Origin of the sequence: Megasphaera hominis, from assembly GCF_014269395.1 — a bacterium.
GTDB lineage: Bacteria > Bacillota > Negativicutes > Veillonellales > Megasphaeraceae > Megasphaera > Megasphaera hominis.
The window spans coordinates 51,473-73,510 of the sequence record NZ_JACOGK010000008.1 but is presented as its reverse complement, the minus strand read 5'-3'; the positions used below and the strand labels follow the sequence as shown (position 1 = coordinate 73,510).

The 22,038-nt window shown below is 52.2% G+C and carries 20 protein-coding genes, 1 tRNA gene and 1 riboswitch; of the genes, 8 read left to right on the top strand and 13 right to left on the bottom strand.

The window, feature by feature from the left end; genetic code table 11:
• Nucleotides 1-15 precede the first annotated feature (15 nt).
• The 3 genes from H8J70_RS04180 to H8J70_RS04170 form a co-directional block, all read right to left on the bottom strand.
• Nucleotides 16-1,374, bottom strand: a complete 1,359-nt coding sequence (locus H8J70_RS04180) for a PFL family protein (RefSeq protein ID WP_186502607.1) — start codon at nucleotides 1,372-1,374, stop codon at nucleotides 16-18.
• A gap of 12 nt (nucleotides 1,375-1,386) precedes the next feature.
• On the bottom strand, nucleotides 1,387-1,659 hold the full coding sequence (locus tag H8J70_RS04175; RefSeq protein ID WP_186502606.1) for an ACT domain-containing protein: 273 nt from the start codon (nucleotides 1,657-1,659) through the stop codon (nucleotides 1,387-1,389).
• 175 nt (nucleotides 1,660-1,834) lie between these two features.
• A complete protein-coding gene (locus H8J70_RS04170; RefSeq protein ID WP_186502605.1) occupies nucleotides 1,835-3,472 on the bottom strand; it encodes a phosphoglucomutase in 1,638 nt (545 codons plus the stop codon).
• Nucleotides 3,473-3,633: 161 nt separating this feature from the next.
• On the opposite strand from H8J70_RS04170, the gene H8J70_RS04165 reads away from it, so the two are divergent.
• Together H8J70_RS04165 and H8J70_RS04160 are read left to right on the top strand one after the other, a co-directional pair.
• Nucleotides 3,634-4,386, top strand: a complete 753-nt coding sequence (locus H8J70_RS04165; protein ID WP_186502604.1) for an exodeoxyribonuclease III — start codon at nucleotides 3,634-3,636, stop codon at nucleotides 4,384-4,386.
• 54 nt (nucleotides 4,387-4,440) lie between these two features.
• Nucleotides 4,441-4,524 (top strand) — tRNA-Leu (locus H8J70_RS04160).
• 457 nt (nucleotides 4,525-4,981) lie between these two features.
• Here H8J70_RS04160 and H8J70_RS04155 read toward each other — a convergent pair.
• From H8J70_RS04155 to H8J70_RS04120, 8 genes are all read right to left on the bottom strand, one after another.
• Entirely contained in the window at nucleotides 4,982-5,824 is an 843-nt protein-coding gene (locus H8J70_RS04155; protein ID WP_186502603.1) for a type 1 glutamine amidotransferase domain-containing protein, read from the bottom strand.
• A gap of 19 nt (nucleotides 5,825-5,843) precedes the next feature.
• Nucleotides 5,844-6,182 carry a winged helix-turn-helix transcriptional regulator gene (locus H8J70_RS04150; RefSeq protein WP_186502602.1) on the bottom strand — a complete coding sequence of 113 codons (339 nt, stop codon included), beginning with the start codon at nucleotides 6,180-6,182 and terminating at the stop codon, nucleotides 5,844-5,846.
• Between the two features lie 184 nt (nucleotides 6,183-6,366).
• Nucleotides 6,367-7,365 (bottom strand): electron transfer flavoprotein subunit alpha/FixB family protein, encoded by a 999-nt coding sequence (locus H8J70_RS04145; protein ID WP_186502601.1) that lies wholly within the window; start codon nucleotides 7,363-7,365, stop codon nucleotides 6,367-6,369.
• 13 nt (nucleotides 7,366-7,378) lie between these two features.
• Nucleotides 7,379-8,167: an electron transfer flavoprotein subunit beta/FixA family protein gene (locus H8J70_RS04140; protein ID WP_186502600.1), complete on the bottom strand. Its 789-nt coding sequence runs from the start codon at nucleotides 8,165-8,167 to the stop codon at nucleotides 7,379-7,381.
• A gap of 176 nt (nucleotides 8,168-8,343) precedes the next feature.
• Nucleotides 8,344-9,030 (bottom strand): RadC family protein, encoded by a 687-nt coding sequence (gene radC, locus H8J70_RS04135; RefSeq protein WP_186502599.1) that lies wholly within the window; start codon nucleotides 9,028-9,030, stop codon nucleotides 8,344-8,346.
• Nucleotides 9,027-9,587 (bottom strand): Maf family protein, encoded by a 561-nt coding sequence (locus H8J70_RS04130; RefSeq protein WP_186502598.1) that lies wholly within the window; start codon nucleotides 9,585-9,587, stop codon nucleotides 9,027-9,029. Before H8J70_RS04130 ends, radC begins: the two co-directional genes overlap by 4 nt.
• 29 nt (nucleotides 9,588-9,616) lie before the next feature.
• Nucleotides 9,617-9,892 (bottom strand): DUF4321 domain-containing protein, encoded by a 276-nt coding sequence (locus H8J70_RS04125; RefSeq protein WP_186502597.1) that lies wholly within the window; start codon nucleotides 9,890-9,892, stop codon nucleotides 9,617-9,619.
• A gap of 150 nt (nucleotides 9,893-10,042) precedes the next feature.
• Nucleotides 10,043-11,743, bottom strand: coding sequence for a glutamine--tRNA ligase/YqeY domain fusion protein (locus tag H8J70_RS04120; protein WP_186502596.1), 1,701 nt, complete (start codon nucleotides 11,741-11,743; stop codon nucleotides 10,043-10,045).
• A 203-nt stretch (nucleotides 11,744-11,946) separates the two neighbouring features.
• Between H8J70_RS04120 and H8J70_RS04115 the strand changes: the two genes are divergently transcribed.
• Together H8J70_RS04115 and H8J70_RS04110 are read left to right on the top strand one after the other, a co-directional pair.
• Nucleotides 11,947-12,849 (top strand): fumarylacetoacetate hydrolase family protein, encoded by a 903-nt coding sequence (locus tag H8J70_RS04115; protein WP_186502595.1) that lies wholly within the window; start codon nucleotides 11,947-11,949, stop codon nucleotides 12,847-12,849.
• Nucleotides 12,850-13,028: 179 nt separating this feature from the next.
• Nucleotides 13,029-14,741, top strand: coding sequence for an Rqc2 family fibronectin-binding protein (locus tag H8J70_RS04110; protein ID WP_186502594.1), 1,713 nt, complete (start codon nucleotides 13,029-13,031; stop codon nucleotides 14,739-14,741).
• Between the two features lie 2 nt (nucleotides 14,742-14,743).
• Here the strand turns inward: H8J70_RS04110 and H8J70_RS04105 are convergent, their stop codons facing one another.
• Entirely contained in the window at nucleotides 14,744-16,618 is a 1,875-nt protein-coding gene (locus H8J70_RS04105) for an ABC-F family ATP-binding cassette domain-containing protein (protein ID WP_186502593.1), read from the bottom strand.
• Nucleotides 16,619-16,822: 204 nt separating this feature from the next.
• Between H8J70_RS04105 and putP the strand changes: the two genes are divergently transcribed.
• Nucleotides 16,823-18,331, top strand: coding sequence for a sodium/proline symporter PutP (gene putP, locus H8J70_RS04100; protein WP_186502592.1), 1,509 nt, complete (start codon nucleotides 16,823-16,825; stop codon nucleotides 18,329-18,331).
• Nucleotides 18,332-18,492: 161 nt separating this feature from the next.
• Here putP and hpf read toward each other — a convergent pair whose 3' ends face one another.
• Nucleotides 18,493-19,017: a ribosome hibernation-promoting factor, HPF/YfiA family gene (gene hpf, locus H8J70_RS04095; RefSeq protein WP_186502591.1), complete on the bottom strand. Its 525-nt coding sequence runs from the start codon at nucleotides 19,015-19,017 to the stop codon at nucleotides 18,493-18,495.
• 225 nt (nucleotides 19,018-19,242) lie between these two features.
• Nucleotides 19,243-19,342, top strand: a riboswitch (SAM riboswitch).
• Between the two features lie 93 nt (nucleotides 19,343-19,435).
• Here hpf and H8J70_RS04090 point away from each other — a divergent pair.
• The 3 genes from H8J70_RS04090 to H8J70_RS04080 are packed head-to-tail and all read left to right on the top strand — an operon-like array spanning nucleotide 19,436 to nucleotide 21,972.
• The gene (locus H8J70_RS04090) at nucleotides 19,436-20,479 is read left to right on the top strand and encodes a methionine ABC transporter ATP-binding protein (protein WP_186502590.1); all 1,044 of its coding nucleotides are present in this window, start codon (nucleotides 19,436-19,438) and stop codon (nucleotides 20,477-20,479) included.
• Nucleotides 20,460-21,113, top strand: coding sequence for a methionine ABC transporter permease (locus H8J70_RS04085; protein ID WP_186502589.1), 654 nt, complete (start codon nucleotides 20,460-20,462; stop codon nucleotides 21,111-21,113). The genes H8J70_RS04090 and H8J70_RS04085 overlap by 20 nt, the downstream gene beginning before the upstream one ends.
• 25 nt (nucleotides 21,114-21,138) lie before the next feature.
• Complete coding sequence (locus H8J70_RS04080) at nucleotides 21,139-21,972, top strand: MetQ/NlpA family ABC transporter substrate-binding protein (protein WP_186502588.1); 834 nt, start codon at nucleotides 21,139-21,141, stop codon at nucleotides 21,970-21,972.
• Nucleotides 21,973-22,038 lie beyond the last annotated feature (66 nt).

Sequence of the window (22,038 nt, the reverse complement as noted above, 5' to 3'; positions counted from 1 at the left end):
TGATACATACGAGCTTTAGTTGGTCAGGCTCCGCATGGGTGCAGGAATCCGGCCACCGCGGGCAATAAATTCATCGTTGCGGAAGGTATTGACCGCAATGATCGGGGCATGGCCCAAAAGGCCGCCAAATTCTACGACGTCGCCAACGGTCTTGCCCGGTACGGGAATGACGCGGACGGCAGTCGTCTTGTTGTTGATCATGCCGATTGCTGCTTCGTCGGCAATGATCGCCGAAATGGTCGCTGCCGATGTATCGCCCGGTACGGCGATCATATCGAGGCCAACAGAGCATACGCAGGTCATGGCTTCCAATTTTTCCAAGCTCAGGCTGCCCCGTTCGACAGCTTCGATCATGCCCTTGTCTTCGCTCACGGGGATGAAGGCACCGGACAGGCCGCCAACGCGGCTGGAGGCCATGAGACCGCCTTTTTTCACAGCGTCGTTGAGGAGCGCCAGGGCTGCTGTCGTACCGCAGGCACCACAGCTTTCCAGGCCCATTTCTTCCAAAATAGCCGCAACGCTGTCACCCACGGCCGGAGTTGGCGCCAGGGACAGGTCGATAATACCAAAGGGCACGTTCAGGCGGCGCGAAGCTTCCTGGGCTACGAGCTGGCCTACGCGCGTAATCTTAAAGGCTGTTTTCTTAATCGTTTCGGCAACAACATCGAAGGGTTCACCCTTGACGCTTTCCAGGGCCCGTTTGACAACGCCCGGGCCGCTGACGCCAACACTGACGCAGCTGTCACCCTGGGTAACGCCGTGGAAGGCGCCGGCCATAAAGGGATTATCTTCTACAGGGTTCGAGAAGACGACGAGCTTGGCACAGCCTAAGGCGTCGTGTTCTTTCGTCAGTTCCCCGAGGGTTTTAAAAATACGGCCCATTTCGGCTACGGCATCCATGTTGATACCGGCCTTGGTCGAGCCTACGGCGACAGAGCTGCAGACGAGATCTGTCGTAGCCAGTGCTTCGGGAATGGAAGCGAGGAGCTTGCGGTCCCCTTCTGTATAGCCCCGTTCGACGAGCGCTGAAAAGCCGCCGATGAAATCGATACCGATTTCCTTAGCCGCTTTATCGAGGGTCTGGGCGACGGACACGTAGTCCGTAAGGTCGCTGCAGGCAGCTACGATCGAAATAGGTGTAACGGCAACGCGTTTGTTAATAATGGGCACGCCAAATTCATTGCCAATATCATTGCCGGTCTGTACGAGATGTTCGCCATAGCGCGTAATCTTGTCGTAAATATTACGGCACAGCGTCTTGCCGTCACTGCTGCAGCAGTCGAGCAGACTGATGCCCATCGTAATCGTACGGACATCGAGGTTGTTCTTTTGAATCATCTGATTCGTTTCTAATATGTCGTGAATAGTCAGCATGTCTTCTTCCCCCTAGCCGATGCGATGCATTGCATTGAAGATTTCCATGTTTTGTGCCCGGATTTCTACACCCAGCTGATCGCCCTTTTCCTTGAGCAGCTGCTGCAAGCCATTGAGATCGACGGCGGAATTTTCCAAATCAACGATCATTGCCATATTAAAAATGTTGTCGAGTATTACCTGGTTAATGGTCAGGATATTCACCTGATTTTCTGCCATAATATTGCTGACAGCGGCAATAATACCCGTACGGTCTACCCCTACTACAGTGATAACAGCCTTCATAAAAATGTCCACTCCTTTTTCTCTTCTCTGGAACAATATAAGAATATCCCCTCATTGCTCATTCTTACACATTATACCATAGATATATGGTGAAATTCTATGCTTTTGTAAAATGCCGCGTACAGCAGTCCCTTGAAAAACTGCTGTACCACGGCCTGTGTTCCATTTGTTTTGCTTATTTCCCTAACGCCTTGCTGATCAGGGCTTTGCCTTCATCCAGGAGCTGTGCCGCCTGTTCTTCCGACACGAAGCTTTCGGCGTAGAGCTTGTACATATCTTCCGTACCGGACGGGCGGGCTGCTACCCAGCCGTCTTCCGTGCAGATCTTGACGCCGCCAATCGCCATATCACCATAAGGCGAGCGGGACAATACCGCCGTAATAGGGCTGCCGCACAGGGTCTTTTCCGTTACGTCTGCTTCGGTCAGGCTGCTGATCTTGGCCTTTTCTTCGAGATTGGCCGGCGCGTCGCTGCGCATAGTATAGGGACGGCCCAGCTTTTCGCACAATTCATTGTAGTATTCAATAGGCGATTTGCCGGTCACGGCCTTGATTTCTGCTGCCAAGAGGCACATGATCATGCCGTCCTTATCGGTCGTCCAAAGGCTTCTGTCGCGGGCAACAAAGGAGCCGCCAGCACTTTCTTCGCCGGAGAAGGCGATTTTGCCATCCTTATAGAGGCCCCCGAAGTATTTAAAGCCGACAGGCACTTCGTAGAGGGGTACGCCGAGAAGCTTAGCCGAACGGGCCAGGAGATCTGTCGTCACGACGGTTTTGCCAATGCCCAGGCCGTCAAAGTGACGGTGTGTCATGAGGTAATGGGAGGCAACGGTCAAATAGGCGTTAGCCGTAATCATGCCTTCCCGGCCGGAAACGATACCAAAGCGGTCGTAGTCCGGGTCGTTGGCTAAGATCAGGTCGTACGCCGTATCTTCTTTGATGACGGCAGACATGACGTATTTGGACGAGCAGTCCATGCGGACCTTGCCGTCGTGGTCGTAATTCATGAAGGTAAACTGCGGGTCGTACTGGTCGTTGACGAAGTCGATAGCCAGCCCATAGGCCTGGGCAATGCGGTGCCAATAGTTCATGCCGGAACCGCCCAGGGCGTTGACCAGAATGTGCAGGTTGGCATCCTGAATGGCATCCATATCGATGATGGACGCTAATTCCGCTACATAAAGACCTTTATAGTCATAAGGCGTAACGAAACGGCTCTGTTTCGCTTCTTCATAGGGCAAACGCCGTACTTCTGCGTTTTTGCCGGCCAAGAGGCGGTTGGCTTCTGTTTCAATGGCCTTCGTAATAGACGATTCGGCCGGGCCGCCTGTGAAGGGGTTGTATTTGATGCCGCCATGTTCCGGCGGATTATGGGACGGTGTAATGATCAAGCCATCGGCAAGGTTTTCCGTACGGCCGCTGTTATAGCGCAAGATTGCCCGGGATACAGACGGTGTCGGTACGAAATCGTCTTCACTATCTACGTAGGCCGGCACGCCGTTGGCGGCGAGGACTTCGAGGACCGTTTCATAGGCCAGCTTCGAAAGATAATGCGTATCTTCGCCGACAAAGAGCGGTCCTGTGGCACCAAATTCCTTACGGAAATTGCAAACAGCCTGAGCAATAGCCGCTACGTGTGCTTCTGTAAAACTGCCATTACCGGCCTGGCCGCGGTGGCCCGACGTACCGAAGCGTACTTGCTGTGCCGCATTGGTCACATCCGGAAAAATCCGATGATACGCGTCTGCAATAGCGGCTAAATCGATATAATCTTCTTTTCTCACCTTGGTACCTGCTAATTCATGCACTGCCATAACATCACCCTGTTCCCTTAGTTTTGACAACTATTTAAAATTTCTATACAATAACTTCATACAAGGCAGACTTCCATTGTCTGCTATATATTGTATGTCTTTAATTATAGCAAATAATCTCAAAATATTATATAGTTTTTCCATACGAAAGGACACACACCATGAAATATATCTCTTGGAACGTCAACGGCCTGCGGGCTGTCATGAAAAAAGGCTTTATGGACACCTTTGCAGCCCTCGATGCCGACGTCTTCGCCCTGCAAGAAACGAAGCTCCAGGAAGGCCAGATCGACCTGGATCTGCCGGGCTATGAACAGTATTGGAACTATGCCGATAAGAAAGGCTACAGCGGCACAGCCGTCTTCACACGCGTCCAGCCCCTGTCCGTCCGATACGGCATGGGCATTGATGAACATGACCATGAAGGCCGCCTGATTACGCTCGAATTTGACGACACGTACTTCGTTACGTGCTACACGCCAAACAGCCAGAGCGAGCTCGCCCGCCTGGACTACCGCATGCACTGGGAAGACGATTTCCGCGCCTACCTGACGGACCTGAGTGCCAAAAAGCCGGTCATCCTCTGCGGCGACCTGAACGTAGCCCATGAAGAAATCGACCTCAAGAACCCCAAGACGAACCACAATAACGCCGGCTTCTCCGATGCAGAACGGCAAAAGATGACAGACCTTCTGGCAGCGGGTTTCACCGATACGTGGCGCTACTTCTATCCGGACGTAACGGGCATTTATTCGTGGTGGAGCTACCGCTTCAAAGCCCGTCAGAACAACGCCGGCTGGCGTATTGACTACTTCATTACGTCTAAAGCCCTGAACGACCGTCTGGAAAAGGCAGAAATCTACACGGATATTACCGGCAGTGACCACTGCCCTGTAGGCCTTACGATAAAGTAAAAATAATCTTGCGTCTTACCGCCAACCATGATAGAATAATTTTAGTTTTGTCATGCGAGTGTGGCGGAATGGCAGACGCGCCAGACTTAGGATCTGGTGTCTTATGACGTAAGGGTTCAAGTCCCTTCACTCGCACCAAGCCAGGCACTGTCTACGTTTGTAGGCAGTGCCTTTTCTTTTTCCAGGTGAAAAAACATTTCATCGAACTCTCCATGGGTTTTCTATAGGCGTAATTATTCAAAAACGATATAGCCTAATATTCTTATATTACATTCATTATACCTATTTGTTTTAGTTAGTATGTACCAAAATCATACAAACTGTATCGGCATACCTCCCGCCTTTTTATCAGTCTCGTATGCAATAAGTGTATCATTGCATATAAATGCACCTATTTCGTAAGTAAAATTCATAATTAACAAAAAAAGTTTATTCTTTATTTTCATTTTACTATTTGTTTTTTTCCTTGCCCTATCTCTCACTTTCTTTGTATTTCCTGACACAAAAAAAACGCTATACCCTGGTGTATCTGCCAGAGGCATAGCGTTTTTTTACTCCCTATATAGGTACTGTTGTCTGCTTCCCTGCAGGGTACCTATTGCTGATCTAAGGTATCGGCCAATTCTTTGCCCAGGGCCAAATCAGACGCCGGGTTTTGGCCTGTAATCAGTTCCCGGTCGTGGACGATGTGACTCTGAAAGAGAGGGCCTTCGATAACCGTAGCTCCGGCAATCTGCAAGGCCTGTTCCACATGGAAGGGCATTTCCGTACCGTGTTTGACTTCACCGGGCCATTCTTCCCCATCGGAGAAGACGGTCATCGTATAGCCTTTGTAAATCCAATCCTTAGCCGCAGCCATGGCGGCCTGGGGCTGGCGGCTGACGAGGGCCTGTCTGTACGCCGCAGCATCAGGCAAGGCAGAGAGCGCCGCTACCGGACCGTGGCAGATAAAGGCCGTCGGTTTTTGCTGTGCGTGGAAGTAAGCAAGTATCTTCCCTAATTCCGGGTCCTGCATAAGATCTGTCATAGGGGCATGACCGCCCGGGACAAACACAGCGTCGTACGCAGCCACGTGTGCCAAGGCCTCGTGCAGGGAAATGACGGGCAGGGCTTCCGTAAAGGCGTACGCCTTAGCCCGGGCCGCATCATCGCCGCCAAAGAAATTCTTCGCATTGGAGCCTTGGTCCATATAAGGCCGCTGGCCATCAGGTGTGGCCAATACGATCCGATAGCCCCGTTCCTGAAGGTATTCCGCCGGTACGGCCAGCTCATTGAGGAAAAATCCGACAGACGACGTCGTACCATTGGCCATGGTCATTTCCTTCTGGCTCGACGCGACGACGAGAATCGTTCCCTTGGCTGCTGCATAGGCCGTCTGGCCAAAGGTAAAAGGCAGCCACGCTGCCAGAGCTAGCAAAATTGCTACTATATAACGCATTCTACCAAAATCCCCTCTCTTATTCTGCTTTTTCGATCCGATCGCTCATATATTTCTTACCCCAGTCGCACATGGCCTGCACAATAGGTGACAACGTGCGGCCATAGTCCGTCAGGCTATATTCCGTCTTCGGCGGTACGACAGGATATACTTTACGTACAACAATGCCATCGGCTTCCAGCTCGCGCAGCTGCTGCGTCAGCATCTTAGGCGTTGCCTGAGGCACAAAGCGCCGCAACTCGCTGTAGCGCTGGGTCCCTTCCATGAGGTGCCAGAGAATGATGCATTTGTATTTCCCGGAAATGAGGGAAAGCACAGCCTCAACGGGGCAATGGAACAGATCCGTCTTATGATTCATAAAAAACACCTCCTTATACAGCTTTTACGGTTTTATTTTACTCTCTAGGGACGAGATAAGGAAGAATGCACTATATAGTGCTATAGTATCAAAAAAGATACTATAGTGTACAGGAAAAAGCCCCTGCCGTACGCAGTAGAGATACGGGCAAGGGCTTTCTCAATATATGTACAAAAAAGGAAGGTTATACTTTGAGTTTCTTCAGTTCTTCTTCCAGAACCGGCAAGGCGGCAAAGAGGTCACCGACAATGCCATAGTGGGCAAAGCGGAAAATCGGTGCGTTCGGATCGTTATTGACAGCAATGATGAGGCCTACATCCTTCAGGCCCAGGCGATGCTGGATGGCACCGGAAATACCGAGGGCTACATAAATGCTGGCCTGGATGCTTGCGCCGGTAACGCCGATCTGCTGGTCATAGGGAGCCCAGCCATTATCGACGAGAGGCTTCGATACGCCCAGCGGTGCGCCAATAGCGTCGGCGAAGGCTTTTACTTTTGCCAGGCCTTCTTCGTCGCCAACACCGCGGCCGGCACCGACGACAAAGTCTGCCGTCGTAATATCGGCATCGGGATCAAGAGGCGGTAAGGCTTCAAATTTCGTAACCTTCAGCGTAGGCGCCGGTGCGTCGAGGGAAACGGCTTCTTCCATGACTTCCCCGGTCCGGCCCGGATCAAAGATATTGTTGCGGAAAATGCGTTCGCCAATCGTCGCCAGCTGCGGCCGTGTCGTCGTCAGAATCTTGACGAATACCTTGCCTGTATAGGCTGGCCGTACCCACGTGAGGGAATCGCCATTTTCATAGGAGCAATCAATGCAATCGGCTACGAGGCCCAGGTTCATGGCTGCCGACAGACGTCCGCCCAGATCGCGGCCATCGTGGGAAGCACCGATGAGCAGTACGTTAGCTTCGTATTTGCTGATCACGCTGCGTACAGCAGCTGTATAGAGAACGCTGTCGAATACATCCAGTTCCGGATTAGTCAGGATAAAAGCTACGTCTGCGCCATAGCCAATGACGTCCTTCGCTGCGTCGGCAGCGCCTTTGCCTGCCAGGAGAGCGACCAGTTTGTCATTGCGGCTATCGGCGAGCTGACGGCCCTTTCCCAGTAATTCCAGGCTGAGCTGGCTCGGTTTGCCTTCGACCAGTTCGATAAAGACCCAAATATTATTTTTCAGTTCCATGGTCCGTCCCTCCTTATAATACTTTTTTAGCTGTCAGTTCAGCAATGAGATTATGTACGGCTTCTGCTTCGTTAGCGCCGGTAATCATGGTACCAATCGCATGTTTTTCCGGTGCAAAGAGTTCCGTTACTTTAGTTGCCGAACCGGCAGTGCCTGCTTCGGCCGGATCAAGACCAATGTCTTCCAGGCGCCAAACATCGAAGACAGCCTGTTTGGCATGCATCTTGCTGCGGATATTCGGTGTACGCGGCGTGTTGGCCGTTTCCATAACCGAGCACACAGCCGGCAGCTGGGCTTCGACAGTCTGGAGACCGCCGTGGTTCTTACGCGTAGCGACGAGAACGCCGTCTTTTACCGTTACCGATTCAGCATAGCTGACGAGATTGACACCCAAATGCTGGGCAATAGCCGGCGGAATCTGCCCTGTATCACCATCAGACGACTGTTTGCCCGTCAGGACGAGATCGACGTCGCCTACCTTCCGGATCGCCCGGGCTAAAATTTTACCTGTAGCCAGCGTATCCGAGCCGGCCATGCGTTCATCAGAAAGCAGAATGCCGTGGTCGGCACCGAGAGCCATGCCTTCGCGCAGCACATCGGCCGCCATGGCCGTCCCCATAGAAATGAGGGTAACCGTGCCGGAACCGGCAGCTTCTTTAATGTCAACAGCTGCTTCTACAGCGTTCAGATCGACCGGGTTGAGCATAGACGGTGCGCCAACACGCACGAGGTTATTATTCTTCGAGTCTATATCTATGCTGGAAACCGCTGGTACTTGTTTGATCAAAACAACGATATTCATAAGATTGCCTCCTTCTCCGTACATATTGATATATTATCTACCCATATTATCTCATATCTCTTTCATTTTATCAATAGATAACTATTATTATCTACTAATTTTCTTTGAAATTTTTGACAACAAAAAAAGCATCCCCAATGGATGCTGCGTCATATAACTATGCAATTGAAAACGGCTTACACGTAGCCCCGTTCACAGAGGCTGACGTAGTGGCCATCGCCGATGATGATGTGGTCGAGAATGGGGATTTCCATAATCTCGCCGGCTTCCATCATGTACTGTGTCACGTCCAGATCTTCCTGGCTCGGTTCAGGATTGCCGCTGGGATGATTGTGCAGCAGCACGACCGACGCGGCGTTGTACTGCAGGGCGTAACGAAACACATCACGGGCCTTGGCCAGGCTGGCATTGATCGTGCCTACCGTAATGGTCTGAAAGGCCAGGAGCTGGTTTTTCGTCGATAAATAAGCGGCGGAAAATTGTTCCTGCGGCAAGAAGCGCATGTCTTCCATGACGTACTCGGCAATGACCTGGGGAGAACTGAAATCGGGATTATCCCGGCGCACGCGGTGCCGGGCAATACGCCGGCCCAGCTCGACGGCAGCGCAGAGGGTCACGGCCTTATCACGGCCAATGCCCTTGATTTTGCACAGGTCGGCCACTGTCGTTTCACCTAAATGGCCCAGGTTTTCTCCCGGCAGGGATTGCAGCAGGGCCCGGGCCACGTCGAGAACGGAGCGGCCCGCCAGGCCTGTGCGCAGCAAAATTGCCAACAGCTCCGGATCGGTCAAAGCCCGTGGGCCGTGCTCCAAAAACCGTTCCCGTGGCATTTCTGCTGCCGATAGTTCTTTCAAACAACTCATTCAATCACCTTTGCTTTCTGCAACAGGGTATACACCTGTGACAGAGGCAGGCCGACGACATTCGAATAGGAACCGTTGATTTTGTCTACAAAACAAGCGGCTTTGCCTTGAATGCCGTAGCTCCCGGCTTTGTCAAAGGGTTCCTGTGTTGCGATATATCGTTCAATTTCCGCATCTTTTAATTTGCGGAACCAAACTTTGGTTTCAACGACCTTGGTGTACGTTTTTTTATCCCGTACGAGCGCAATGCCCGTAAAGACAGAATGCTTGTGTCCCGACAATTCGTGCAGCATGCGGATAGCATCCTTTTCGTGCTTCGGTTTGCCCAGAATGTCTTCGCCCAAAGCGACGACCGTATCGGCGCCGAGAACCCATTGTCCCGGGTACTGGGCGGCTACGTCACGGGCCTTGCCTACGGCCTGGGCCAGGACGAATTTGGCCGGGTCCTTCTTCTTCGGTGCCCGCTCTTCATAATGACTGGGGCTTACCATATAGGCAACTCCGATCTGCGACAGCAATTCTCTGCGCCGCGGTGATGCGGAAGCTAAGATTAGCATACAGTTCCTCCTCTATCCCTTAGGGACAGCTAAATACGACGGAATATAAAGCACGCACAGATAATCCCTATGAGGCTCAGCAGATTCGGTGCAAAGTGAAGGCCAAAACGGATCTGCATGATATAGAGATTGAGGTCTACGTTTTGTATAGAAAAGATTTCAAACTGCCTGGTAAGCAGGGGCATGAGATTGCCCAGGCTGACGCCGGAGCCCGTAAAGAGGTCTCCTGCCATGCCGCCCATGATGCCGCCGACCAGGATGAAAAGTATTAAGATCAATACTCCCCGTGTGCCTGACGCTTTCATGATCAATCCTCCTACTCCGTTTTATTATACCGTTTCTACATCGTTGGTGCAATGCTATGACAGAAGAGAACCGACCTTCTCAGCAAACTCTAATCTTAGAAAAAGTCGGTTCTCAGCTTCTCATTTTATTTTAATTTTGTTCTAATCTTCTTATTTCTTTTCTTCCTTTTTCTGCATCTTAGCCCATGTGTCACGCAGGCCTACAATGCGGTTGACGACCATGTGGTCCGGCGTCGAATCCTGATCGATAACGAAATAGCCTTCGCGCAGGAACTGGAAGTGATCGCCTGCTTTGTAACCGGCCAGGGCGGCTTCGGCCTTGCTCTGGTATACAGTCAGGCTGTCCGGATTGATCTGATCGAGGAAATCCTTGCTCGTCGTGCCTTCTTCTTCCTCTTCGTCAGCGCCGTTGAGGAGATAGTCGTAGACGCGTGTTTCTACGTCGACGGCATCGGCTGCGTTGACCCAGTGGAGCGTGCCATTTACCTTACGGTTGGCGTTGGCACCGCTGCCGCTCAGGCTTTCCGGATCGTGCGTGCAATGGATTTCGACAATATTGCCGTCGGCGTCCTTCACGACGTCTTCGCACTTAATGATGTAGGCATATTTCAGGCGTACTTCCTTGCCCGGTGCGAGGCGGAAGAATTTCTTAACCGGTTCTTCCATGAAGTCCTTGCGGTCAATGTACAGCGTACGGCTAAAGGTCATGTGACGCGTGCCGAGAGCTTCATTTTCCTGGTTATTTTCAGCCGTCAGGACTTCCGTCTTGTCTTCGGGATAATCCGTAATGACTACCTTCACCGGGTCGATAACTGTCATCAAGCGCGGTGCTTTCAGTTTCAAGTCTTCGCGGATGCAGTATTCGAGGAGGGAAATGTCGACCGTGCTGTCGGCCTTGGCAACGCCAATGCGGTCACAGAAATCGCGGATTGCTTCGGGCGTATAGCCACGGCGGCGGATACCGGCAATGGTCGGCATACGGGGATCATCCCAGCCGCTGACGATACCTTTTTCGACGAGGATGCGCAGCTTACGTTTGCTCATGATCATGTGCGTTACATTGAGGCGGGCAAATTCGATCTGACGCGGCAGCTGGCCTTCGGGATCGTCCCAGTCCTGAATGCACCAGTCATAGAGCGGACGGTGGTCTTCGTATTCGAGGGTACAGATAGAGTGCGTTACCCGTTCGATGGCATCCGATACAGGATGGGCAAAATCGTACATAGGATAAATGCACCATTTATTGCCTGTACGGTGATGTTCGTGATGGAAAATACGGTAAATGACAGGGTCGCGCATGTTGATGTTCGGGCTGGCCATGTCGATTTTAGCGCGCAGTACCTTTTCGCCGTCAGCATATTTGCCGGCCTTCATTTCTTCAAAAAGGCGCAGGTTTTCTTCGACACTGCGGTTGCGGTACGGGCTTTCCTTGCCCGGTTCGCTGAAGGTACCGCGGTATTCCTTCATTTCTTCCTTCGTCAAATCGTCTACATAGGCTTTGCCCAATTTGATCAATTTGACGGCATAGTCGTACAGCGTATCAAAGTAATCCGATGTGAAATGGAGACGGTCTTCCCATGTAAAGCCGAGCCATTTGACGTCGTTCATAATGTTGTCTACGTATTCGACAGTTTCCTTCGTCGGGTTTGTATCGTCAAAACGGAGATTCGTTACACCGCCGTATTTTTTCGCCAGGCCAAAATTCAGGCAAATAGACTTAGCGTGGCCAATGTGCAGGTAGCCATTCGGTTCCGGCGGAAAACGCGTCACAAAACGCTGGCCGTATCTATTTGATTTGAAATCTTCTTCAATAAAATTTTCAATAAAATTTTTGGTCGTCCCATTTTCCATTGAAATATCGCTCCTTACATTGACTGTGTCTTAGTATTTTTACGTTTTACTATTACCGATTGTACCATAAAAGACGCTGATGCACTAGAAGAGTAACGTTCTTTTCCTGGAAATATGCAAAAAATAAGGTTTCCTGCAGGCTCTTCTCACGTATGCTATAATAAAAATAATCATTTTTTTACACCTTTGGAGGAATACCAACTATGATGATCAAAAAATTAATTACCTTTGAAGATCTCGGCTTTGTCCAGTGGGGCGTCCTAAATGAAGACGAAACAGGCGTCTACAGTGCCATTGCCTTAGAAGAAGCCTTCTTTACGCCCTTGCCGGAAACGCTGGAAGAATTCATCCGTCAGGGCAATGAAGGGCTCCTGGCCCTGGCCGACGCTTTGGAACAGAACGAAAAGACCGATGCCGTACCGGCCCGTCCGATCAATACGGTACACGTCCTGTCGCCGATCCGGCAGCTCGCCAAAAATATTTTCTGCGTCGGTGAAAATTACTCCGAACACATCGAAGAATTCCATAAAGAAAAGCTCAAGGAACTGACCAAGTTCCCCCAGTTCTTCACAAAAGCCCCGACGTGCGTCATCGGCCCGGATGACGACATCGATCCGCACAAGAACGTCACGAAGGAACTCGATTATGAAGGCGAACTGGCCGTCATCATCGGCAAAGAAGGGGCCGACATCCCCGTCAGCGAAGCCATGAATTACGTCTATGGCTTTACTATCATGAACGACGTTACCGCCCGGGACCTGCAGCGCAATCACGGCCAGTGGTTCCACGGCAAGAGCCTCGACACGTTTGCACCCTTGGGCCCGTGCATTCTCTTGCGCGATGCCGCTCCCGATGCCTTTACGATCGTTACCAAGGTCAACGACGAAGTCCGTCAGGATGCGTCGACAGAAGAATTCATCTTCCCCATTCCGACGCTTATTTCTACGCTCTCCCAGGGCACGACACTCCAGCCTGGCGATATCATTTCTACAGGCACGCCGTCCGGCGTAGGCGTAGGCTTCAACCCACCGCGCTTCATCCATTCCGGCGATACCGTGGAAATCAGCATTTCCGGCATTGGTACACTGAAGAATCAGGTAAAATAAGGAATAATATTACGGACGCTGCGGCCATGGCTGTGGCGTCTTTTTTGATTTATATATCTTCCTTTTAACGGCCAGTGTCGCAACGACCCTTGCAGGAACATTTTTTACTAGTACCATCAGCCTGGGCGTGCTACAATAAGAAAGATACGATTCTTTGGTTTCATAGGAGCACGAAAAAAATGAACTTAGACGGCATTACCTTACATGTCATAACAGACGAACTGATTTCTATTATCCAGGGCGGCTCCATCTCAAAGATTTACCAGCTTGATGCACGCTCCCTGTATTTTCGCATTTTCAATACGACAGGTATTCACCACCTGATCATTACCCTCGACGATTCGCCGCGCCTGTACTTATCGGACCGCGTGCCGCCCACGCCTGACGTGCCGACAGGCCTTTGCATGTTCCTGCGCAAATACTACGAAAACGGGCGCATCGCCTCGATCCACCAGCTGCACTTAGACCGCCTCATCGACATCGACGTCGACGTCCTAGACGTATCGGGACGCCTGACGACGCGCAAAATCCACGTCGAGCTCATGGGCAAGTACAGCAACGTCATCTTTACTGAAGACGGCATGATCATCGAAGCCCTCATCAAGACGGCCAAGGGCAAGACTGCCGTGCGGACCATTACTCCCCACGTACCATACGAATTTCCGCCCAACTTCATGCGCATGGATCCCTTTGCCTTTACGCCGAAAGAATTGCAGGAAATGCTCGGCCTGCCGTCTGACGAAACGCTCTCGGCGTGGATGCTCAAGCGCTTCAACGGCATGAGCACCATCGTCCTGAACGAGCTTTCGTGCCGCACAGACGTGCCGAAAACGACGCCCGTCGCGGACCTCACGGAGGCACAAAAAAAAGCGTGGACCGAGGCCATTGCCGCCTTCGGCCAGGAGCTCGAAAACGTCCACGGTGCCTGGGTCTACACGCAAAAGGATAATAAAGAGGTCATCTTCCCCTTGGTCCTGCAAAGCCTGGCTACGTGCCCACGGCGTCACTTCGACCTCATCGAAGAATACCTCAGTGACTACCAGCAGGCCCACCGCAGCCTGAGCGGCGAACAGGAAGAGCTGAAAAAAAAGGTCGGCAAGCTCATTGAAAAGCAAAAGCGCAAGATCAAGCGCATTGCCGCCGAAATGAAAGAAACGGACAAGATGGACACGTACAAGCTCTACGGCGACCTGCTCATGATCTACGCCTATGAAAAGCACGATCACGAAAAGAGCGTTACCGTCCAAAATCTCCTGTCAGAACAACAGGAAACCATCACCATTCCCTTGGAACCGGCCTATTCCATGACAGACAACGCCAACCGCTATTACAAGCGCTATACAAAGATGCGCAACCGTATCCAGAAATCGAGCGAGCTCCACGAGGAAAACGCCCGCTACCTGGACTATCTCTACTCCCTCGAATACGCTCTGGACAATACGGGCACGAAGGAAGAAATTGCCGACATCAAAGCGGAAATGCGGCAAATGGGCCTCATCCGTTCCAATAACCGCGACAAGATGCGCCGCGAATTTTCTCAAGATATCCTCACCGTCCACGTAGACGGCCTGGAAATCTGGGTCGGCCGCAATAACCGGCAAAACGATTTCCTGACCTTCAAAAAGGCCCATCCCTACGACCGCTGGTTCCACGCCAAGGACAAGCCCGGTTCCCACGTCATCCTCGCCTGCCATCGCGCCGAACCGACGGACAAGCAGCTCACAGCTGCCGCCGAGCTGGCTGCCTACTACAGCAAAGGCCGCAGCGACAGCAAGGTCGACGTAGATTGCACGCTCGTACGCAACGTAAAGAAGCCGGCCCACGCCGCACCGGGCTTCGTCATCTTCGAAGGCCAGACGACGTACCACGTAGCACCGAAAAAGTGGGAATAATCCTACTCTGCTGCCAGGTCTTCGAGCTCGCACCACCGTTCTGTGAGCTCATCCACCTTGGCCTGGGCCTGACGCTGTTCTTCCATAAGCTGTGCCACCGTTTCGTAATCACTGCCGGCTGCAGCGACGGCGGCGTTCAGACCCTTCAATAAACTTTCATAGCGCGGCAGTTCCTGTGTGATCTTAGCCAGCTCTTCCTTTTCCCGGGCCGACAACCCCTTCTTTACGGGTGCCGGCTTGGGCTGCTGGGACAGCGCAGGAGCTGCTGCTTTTTCTTTCTTTTCCGGTGCCGTATCCGTACGGTGCCGGATTTTTTCATCGAGGTAGGCGCTGTAATCGCCATAATAACGGCTCCACGTGCCCGCTTCCAGGACGAAGAGCTTGTCTGCTACGCGATCGAGGAAATAGCGGTCATGGGAAACGACGAGGACCACGCCCTGATAGGTATCAAGGTACTGTTCGAGGACCGTCAGCGTAGGAATATCCAGATCGTTCGTCGGTTCGTCCAAGAGAAGGACGTTAGGCTGGCCCATGAGCAGGCGCAAAAGGTAGAGACGGCGCCGTTCACCGCCGCTTAATTTGGCAATGTACGTGTACTGCATCTCTTCCGTAAAGAGGAACTGCTCCAGCAGGCGCGACGCAGAAATGGTTTCGCCATAAAGGTTGGTCACGTAATGGCCGGCTTCCTGGACGTAATCGATGACACGCTGGCCTTCGTCAAATTCCGGCAGCTGCTGGCGGAAGAAGCCAAAGCGCACAGTCTGGCCGACGACGAGCTGGCCTGCACTGGGCGTCAGATCGCCGGCAATGACCTTGAGCAGTGTCGATTTGCCAACGCCGTTGGCGCCGATAATGCCGATGCGGTCGTGCTTGACTACGTGATACGTCACGTCGTGGAACAAGGGCTGGCCGCCGGGATAGGCAAAGGCCACGCCGTCCATGTCGATGATGGTCTTGCCAAGGCGCACAGACGTATCGAGGATTTCCACACTGCCTGAGGGCTTGTTCGTTTCCATAGCACACAGGGCTTCGTACCGTTCAATACGGGCCTTTTGCTTCGTCGAACGGGCCTGGGCACCGCGGCGGATCCACGCCGTTTCCCGGCGGATCAGATTGGCCCGGCGTGCAGCAGCCGCCTCTTCCCCTTCAATGCGTGTCTGGCGCATTTCCAGGAATTGAACGTACGAGCCGGTATAGGAATAGACGTGGCCCCGGTCGAGTTCGATCATGGAGCTGGCCACGCGGTCCAGGAAATAGCGGTCGTGCGTACTGAGGAGGATAGCCGACTTGCTATCGTGCAGGTATTCTTCGAGCCAGAAAATAGTCTGGTCGTCCAAATGGTTCGTCGGTTCATCGAGGATCAACAGATCGCACGGTACGATGAGGGCCCGCGCCAGGCCGAGACGCTTGCGCTGGCCCCCGGAGAGGGTGTCCGTCTTGGCCCTATAATCCGTAATGCCCAGCTCCTGCAGGATGACCCGCGCCTGCTGTTCGAGCTCCCAGGCCTGGCTGGCATCCATTTCTTCCGTGAGTTTGAGGACGGCAGCGGCATCATCGCGGGCTACAGCGTCTTCATAGCGGCGAATAACATCCATGACGGGCAAATCGCCGTCGAGGACGCTTTCTAGCACCGTCTGGCCCGGCTGGAACTGCGGTTCCTGCGGCAAAAAATGAATGCGCGCCTTCGGATTGCGCCAGATCGTGCCGCTATCGGCTTCGGCTACGCCGGCAATGATTTTGAGGAGCGTCGTCTTGCCGGCGCCATTGAGGCCGATGAGGCCCGTCTTCTGGCCCGCATCAAGAGAAATCGTTACATCAGAAAAGAGGACGCGCAGGCCATACGCTTTGGACACGCCCTCTGTTGTCAGTATATTCATAGTTTTTTCCTTCTTTGTATTGAAATCGTATCAGTTCTATTATATAGGGAAGCCCCTGGAAATGCCAGTCAGGGCTGGTGGAAATCACAGGTATTGTATCCTTTTTTCTCCACTTTCCCTTAGAAACGTTGCTATATAGCTGTAGATAAGGTACAATAAATAAATGTACATCTTGTAAATTTTCTTATCAAAGGAGTCGTTTCCATGTTTCAGACTAATATTGTCGTACTGAGCGCCTTCGCCCTGTATCTGCTCATGATGCTGGCTATCGGCGCTTATTATTATCGTTCCCAGCAAGGGCTGAGCGATTATATCCTCGGCGGCCGTACCTTGGGCCCATGGATTACGTCTATGAGTGCCGAAGCCTCCGATATGAGTGGCTGGATGCTCATGGGCTTGCCGGGCTTTGCCTACTCCATCGGCATATCTGCTTTTTGGACGGCCTTGGGTCTCTGTCTGGGCACCTTCTTGAACTGGCATTTTGTTTCGCGGCGCCTGCGTAATTATACAGAAGTCGCCAACAACAGCCTGACTATGCCGGATTACCTGAAAAACCGCTTCCACGATGAAAAGAATATTATCCGCCTCATTTCGGCCATCTTTATCCTCATCTTCTTTCTCATCTACACATCGTCGGGCTTCGTTGCCGGCGGCAAGCTCTTCCAGACCGTCTTTGGCATGGATTACTTCTACGCCCTGCTCCTCGGCGCCGGTGTCGTCGTCATCTATACCTTCCTGGGCGGTTTCATGGCCGTCTGCTGGACCGATTTCATTCAGGGCTGTATGATGTTCCTGGCCATCGTCCTCGTGCCCATCGTAGGCATGCTTTCCTTCGGCGGTGCCGATGCCGTCATGTCCCGCGTCGCTTCCGACTCGCCGCAGCTCCTGCAGCTCGTGCCCGATACGTCCATGACCGGCGTCATCGCCATCATCTCAGCCATTGGCTGGGGCGTAGGCTACTTCGGCCAGCCCCACATCCTCGTGCGTTTCATGGCCATTGGTGATCCGCAGGAACTGAATAAAGCCAAACACATTGCCATGACCTGGGTTATTATTTCCCTGGCCGCTGCCGTTCTCGTCGGCCTCGTCGGTAAGGTCGTCCTCGATACACCGCTCCAAGGGGCCGATGCAGAAAAGGTTTTCCTCGTCATGAGTGAACAGCTCTTCCCGCCCTTCGTGGCCGGTCTCATCTGGTCTGCCGTGTTAGCCGCCATTATGAGTACGGCATCGTCACAGCTCCTGGTTACGGCATCGGCCATTTCCAAGGACTTCTACAACGCCTTCATCCGCAAGGATGCCAGCGACAAGGAACTGATCCTCGTGAGCCGTATTACGGTTCTCGTCGTCGCTGCCCTGGCCATCATCCTCGGCCTCGACCCGAACAACTACATCCTCACCATGGTTGCCTACGCCTGGGCCGGTTTTGGTGCCGCCTTTGGCCCGTGCATCCTCCTTTCCCTCTTCTGGAAACGGATGACCAAAAACGGTGCCCTGGCAGGTATTGTCGTCGGTGGCCTGACGGTCCTCATTTGGAAACAGTTTGCCTGGTTCGGCCTTTACGAAATCGTGCCGGGCTTCATTTTCTCCCTCATTGCCATTTACGTCGTCAGCAAGCTGGACGCACCGCCTAGTGCAGAAATCCAGGCCGAATTTGACCAGGCCGTGAGCTTGAAGCAAAAAATCACCATGCTAAAAGGAAACGACGAAAAATAATAGAACTGCAATACAGCCGTACCAGGATGGACCTGATACGGCTGTTTTTTATACAGGCCCGGCGAATCCGCGCCCGGGAACATTAGAAAAAGGGTCCAGACTGCGAAGTCTGAACCCTTTCTGTATGGCACCTGAGATGACAGGAACAAAAGTGATCGCTATTAATATTCCGGTTCGATCAAGCCATATTTGCCGTGTTTCCGTTTGTATACGACGTTAATGGCTTCCGTTTCCGAATTGAGGAAAACGAAGAAATCGTGGCCGACGAGATTCATCTGCAGAATAGCTTCTTCTACGTCCATGGGACGGGCAGCGAATTTCTTGACGCGGGCGATTTCAAAATCTTCTTCCGGTACAGCCGGTCCTTCGACCATAGCATCATGGAAGGAGCCGCCTTTCATACGGCGGGCAATCTTTGTTTTATACTTATGAATCTGGCGGATCATCTTATCGTACACCAGATCAATAGCGGCATACATGTCTTCGTTGGCTTCTACACCACGGAGGACGACACCGTCTACCTTCAACGTGATTTCTGCAATTTTACGATCTTTTTCGACGGAAAGAAGAGCCTGCACATTCACTTCATTTTCGAAGTATTTCGTTACCTTTTTTTCATGTTTCAAAACGTAATCTTTTAATGCCGGTGTAATTTCCAGATTCTTACCTCTAACGATTGTTGCCATAAAAAATCCCTTCCTTTCGCGAGGAGCCTCATTTTTCAAACCATCCATGCTTAAGATTTGAATACTTCGCTCCTGATATATATAGTATTCCACATCACTTTGTTAATTCCTGCTAATCCGAGGAAAAAAATTATAATTATTTTTTCTTTCTCGAACGGTATTCCAATTTAGATATTGACAAGGCCCTGTCCCCGTGCTATGATACAGGACAGTAATTCCATAGTGTATTCATCCAGAGCAATCGAGGGAATGGCCCTATGACGTTGCGGCAACCCCCTACGCGGGAAGGTGCCAAGTCCAGCGGAATGTATCCGGCAGATGAAATGATCGCAGTAATTCTACCGTCAGCATCTGTTGACGGCTTTTTTATTAGGAAATAACGATGATCACTAGGAAAATTAAGTAAGGAGTTGATCTTGTGATAACTTTTGAGAACATTACCAAGACCTACGGCGGCAAAACGCACGTCCAGGCTCTAAAAGGGATCTCGCTGACCATCAACGACGGCGAAATCTTTGGCATAATCGGCAAGAGCGGCGCCGGCAAATCGACCCTCGTCCGCTGCATCAACATGCTGGAAAAACCGACGAGCGGCAAAGTCATCATTGACGACAAAGAACTGACGGCCATGTCCGACAGCCAGCTGCGGGCCGAACGCAAAAACATCGGCATGATTTTCCAGCATTTCAACCTGCTCTCGTCGCGCACGGTCTTTGACAACATTGCCTTCCCGCTGGAACTGATCGGCGCTTCCAAGGAAGTCATTGCCAGCAAGGTCGAATCCCTCCTCGAACTGGTCGGCCTGACAGACCGGCAGTACAACTACCCGTCCCAGCTCTCTGGCGGCCAGAAACAGCGTGTCGGCATTGCCCGCGCCCTGGCCAGCGATCCGAAGATCCTTCTCTGCGACGAAGCCACATCGGCCTTGGATCCGCAGACGACGCAGTCCATTTTGGAACTCCTGAAGGATATCAACAAGCGCCTGGGCATTACCATCGTCATCATTACCCACGAAATGGCCGTTATCAAAGCTATTTGCGACCGCGTCGCCGTTATTGAAGGCGGCGTCATTAAAGAACAGGGCCGCGTCATCGACATCTTTGCCAGCCCTACATCGGAAACGATGAAGGAATTTGTCAAATCTGTCGTCAATATGGAACTGCCCCAGGGCATCCGCAAGCTCGGCGTATCGGACCAGCCTGCACCGGACCGGGATATGCTCGTACGTTTCCGTTTCAAGGGCCTGGTCACCAACGAACCGCTCGTCGTCAACATTGCCCGCAAGTTCAATCTTGACGTTAGCGTCCTCTATGGCAATATCGACTACATCCAGGATGTGCCCTTTGGCTACCTCATCGTCGTCATCATGGGCGATATGGAAGCACAGGCAAAAGCATTTGCCTACATCAAAACACAGCCTATTGAAAGCGAGGTATTAGGATATGTCCCCAGAACTCATTAAACTGATGATACAGGGCATTGAAGAAACGCTCTTCATGGTCTCTGTTTCTACAATCATTGCTGCCATCATCGGCATTCCCCTCGGCGTGACGCTGGTCATTACCGGCAAGGGCCATATACTGGAAAACAGGTTCATCAACCAGATTTTCAGCACCATCGTCAACATCATCCGCTCTATTCCGTTCATCATCCTCATGGTAGCTATCATTCCGCTGACCCGTCTCATTGCCGGCACCTCCATCGGCACGACGGCTGCGTGCGTACCGCTGACCATCGTCGCCATTCCTTTCCTGAGCCGTCTCGTAGAAACGAGTATCCGCGACGTCGATTTCGGCCTCGTCGAAGCAGCTGAAGCCATGGGTGCCTCGCCCTTGCAGATCATCCGCAAGGTGCTCCTGCCGGAAGCTTTGCCGACGATCATCAACAACATTACAGTCCTCATCGTCAACCTCATCGGTGCGTCGGCTATGGCCGGTGCCATCGGCGGCGGTGGCCTGGGGGATATTGCCATCCGCTACGGCTACCAGCGTTTCCAGGCTGACGTCATGCTGGCAACAATCATCATCCTGGTCATCGGTGTCAACCTGATCCAGGGCATTGGCGACTTTGCCTCCCACAAGAAGAACAAAAAATAAGTATATATAAGGAGTGTTTTCAGCTATGTTTATTTCTCTCAAAAAGGCCCTCGTCTTCGCAGCGGCCGCTTCTATTTGCCTCTTTGCTGCAGGCTGCGGCAATTCCAGTGATTCCGCTTCGTCGTCTTCCTCTAAGGACGCCAACAAAGAAATTACCGTCGGCGTAACACCGGGCTTCCATGCAGACGTAATGGAACAGGTGAAGAAAGAAGCTGCCAAACAGGGCATCCTCATCAAAGTCATCGAATTCTCTGACTATGTCACACCGGACGTAGCCTTGTCCAACAAGGAAATCGACATGAACTCGTACCAGCACAAGCCGTACATGGACAACATGGTCAAGGATAAAGGCCTGAAGCTCGTCTCCATCGGCCAGACCGTCGTCGCCCCTATCGGTCTCTACTCCCATAAGATTAAGAGCCTGGACGAACTGAAAGACGGCGCTGTCGTCGCCATTCCGAACGACCCGACCAACGGTGCCCGCGGTCTCCTGCTCCTGCAGAAAGCCGGCCTGATTAAAGTCAAAGACGGCGTCAAATATCCGACTCCGGCAGACGTAGCAGAAAACCCGAAACACCTGCAGTTCCGCGAACTGGAAGCCGCTCAGATTCCCCGTTCCCTCGATGACGTGGATTTGGCTGCTGTCAACACGAACTACGCCCTTGAAGCTGGCATCGACCCCGTCAAGGACGCCCTCTTCCGTGAAGACAAGGATTCGCCGTACGCCAACATCATTGCCGTTCACGAAGACGACAAAGACAACCCGACGTACAAGAAGATTGTCGAAATCTACAATTCCGAACCGATCCGCAAATACATTGAAGAACACTACAAAGGTTCTCTTATCCCGGCCTTCTAAGCCGGCTGCTCCGGCCTGCACCAGCGTGCAGGCCGGTTTTGTTCACCTGTAGACATCCGGAACGTG

Bases quoted from the DNA above. Each gene is read 5' to 3' on its own strand.
- H8J70_RS04175 (WP_186502606.1), bottom strand. From the start codon at position 1,659: ATGAAGGCTGTTATCACTGTAGTAGGGGTAGACCGTACGGGTATTATT.
- H8J70_RS04150 (WP_186502602.1), bottom strand. From the start codon at position 6,182: ATGAATCATAAGACGGATCTGTTCCATTGCCCCGTTGAGGCTGTGCTT.
- H8J70_RS04170 (WP_186502605.1), bottom strand. From the start codon at position 3,472: ATGGCAGTGCATGAATTAGCAGGTACCAAGGTGAGAAAAGAAGATTAT.
- putP (WP_186502592.1), top strand. From the start codon at position 16,823: ATGTTTCAGACTAATATTGTCGTACTGAGCGCCTTCGCCCTGTATCTG.
- H8J70_RS04145 (WP_186502601.1), bottom strand. From the start codon at position 7,365: ATGGAACTGAAAAATAATATTTGGGTCTTTATCGAACTGGTCGAAGGC.
- H8J70_RS04110 (WP_186502594.1), top strand. From the start codon at position 13,029: ATGAACTTAGACGGCATTACCTTACATGTCATAACAGACGAACTGATT.
- H8J70_RS04080 (WP_186502588.1), top strand. From the start codon at position 21,139: ATGTTTATTTCTCTCAAAAAGGCCCTCGTCTTCGCAGCGGCCGCTTCT.
- H8J70_RS04165 (WP_186502604.1), top strand. From the start codon at position 3,634: ATGAAATATATCTCTTGGAACGTCAACGGCCTGCGGGCTGTCATGAAA.
- H8J70_RS04180 (WP_186502607.1), bottom strand. From the start codon at position 1,374: ATGCTGACTATTCACGACATATTAGAAACGAATCAGATGATTCAAAAG.
- H8J70_RS04105 (WP_186502593.1), bottom strand. From the start codon at position 16,618: ATGAATATACTGACAACAGAGGGCGTGTCCAAAGCGTATGGCCTGCGC.
- H8J70_RS04085 (WP_186502589.1), top strand. From the start codon at position 20,460: ATGTCCCCAGAACTCATTAAACTGATGATACAGGGCATTGAAGAAACG.
- H8J70_RS04115 (WP_186502595.1), top strand. From the start codon at position 11,947: ATGATGATCAAAAAATTAATTACCTTTGAAGATCTCGGCTTTGTCCAG.
- H8J70_RS04120 (WP_186502596.1), bottom strand. From the start codon at position 11,743: ATGGAAAATGGGACGACCAAAAATTTTATTGAAAATTTTATTGAAGAA.
- H8J70_RS04155 (WP_186502603.1), bottom strand. From the start codon at position 5,824: ATGCGTTATATAGTAGCAATTTTGCTAGCTCTGGCAGCGTGGCTGCCT.
- H8J70_RS04140 (WP_186502600.1), bottom strand. From the start codon at position 8,167: ATGAATATCGTTGTTTTGATCAAACAAGTACCAGCGGTTTCCAGCATA.
- radC (WP_186502599.1), bottom strand. From the start codon at position 9,030: ATGAGTTGTTTGAAAGAACTATCGGCAGCAGAAATGCCACGGGAACGG.
- H8J70_RS04125 (WP_186502597.1), bottom strand. From the start codon at position 9,892: ATGAAAGCGTCAGGCACACGGGGAGTATTGATCTTAATACTTTTCATC.
- H8J70_RS04130 (WP_186502598.1), bottom strand. From the start codon at position 9,587: ATGCTAATCTTAGCTTCCGCATCACCGCGGCGCAGAGAATTGCTGTCG.
- hpf (WP_186502591.1), bottom strand. From the start codon at position 19,017: ATGGCAACAATCGTTAGAGGTAAGAATCTGGAAATTACACCGGCATTA.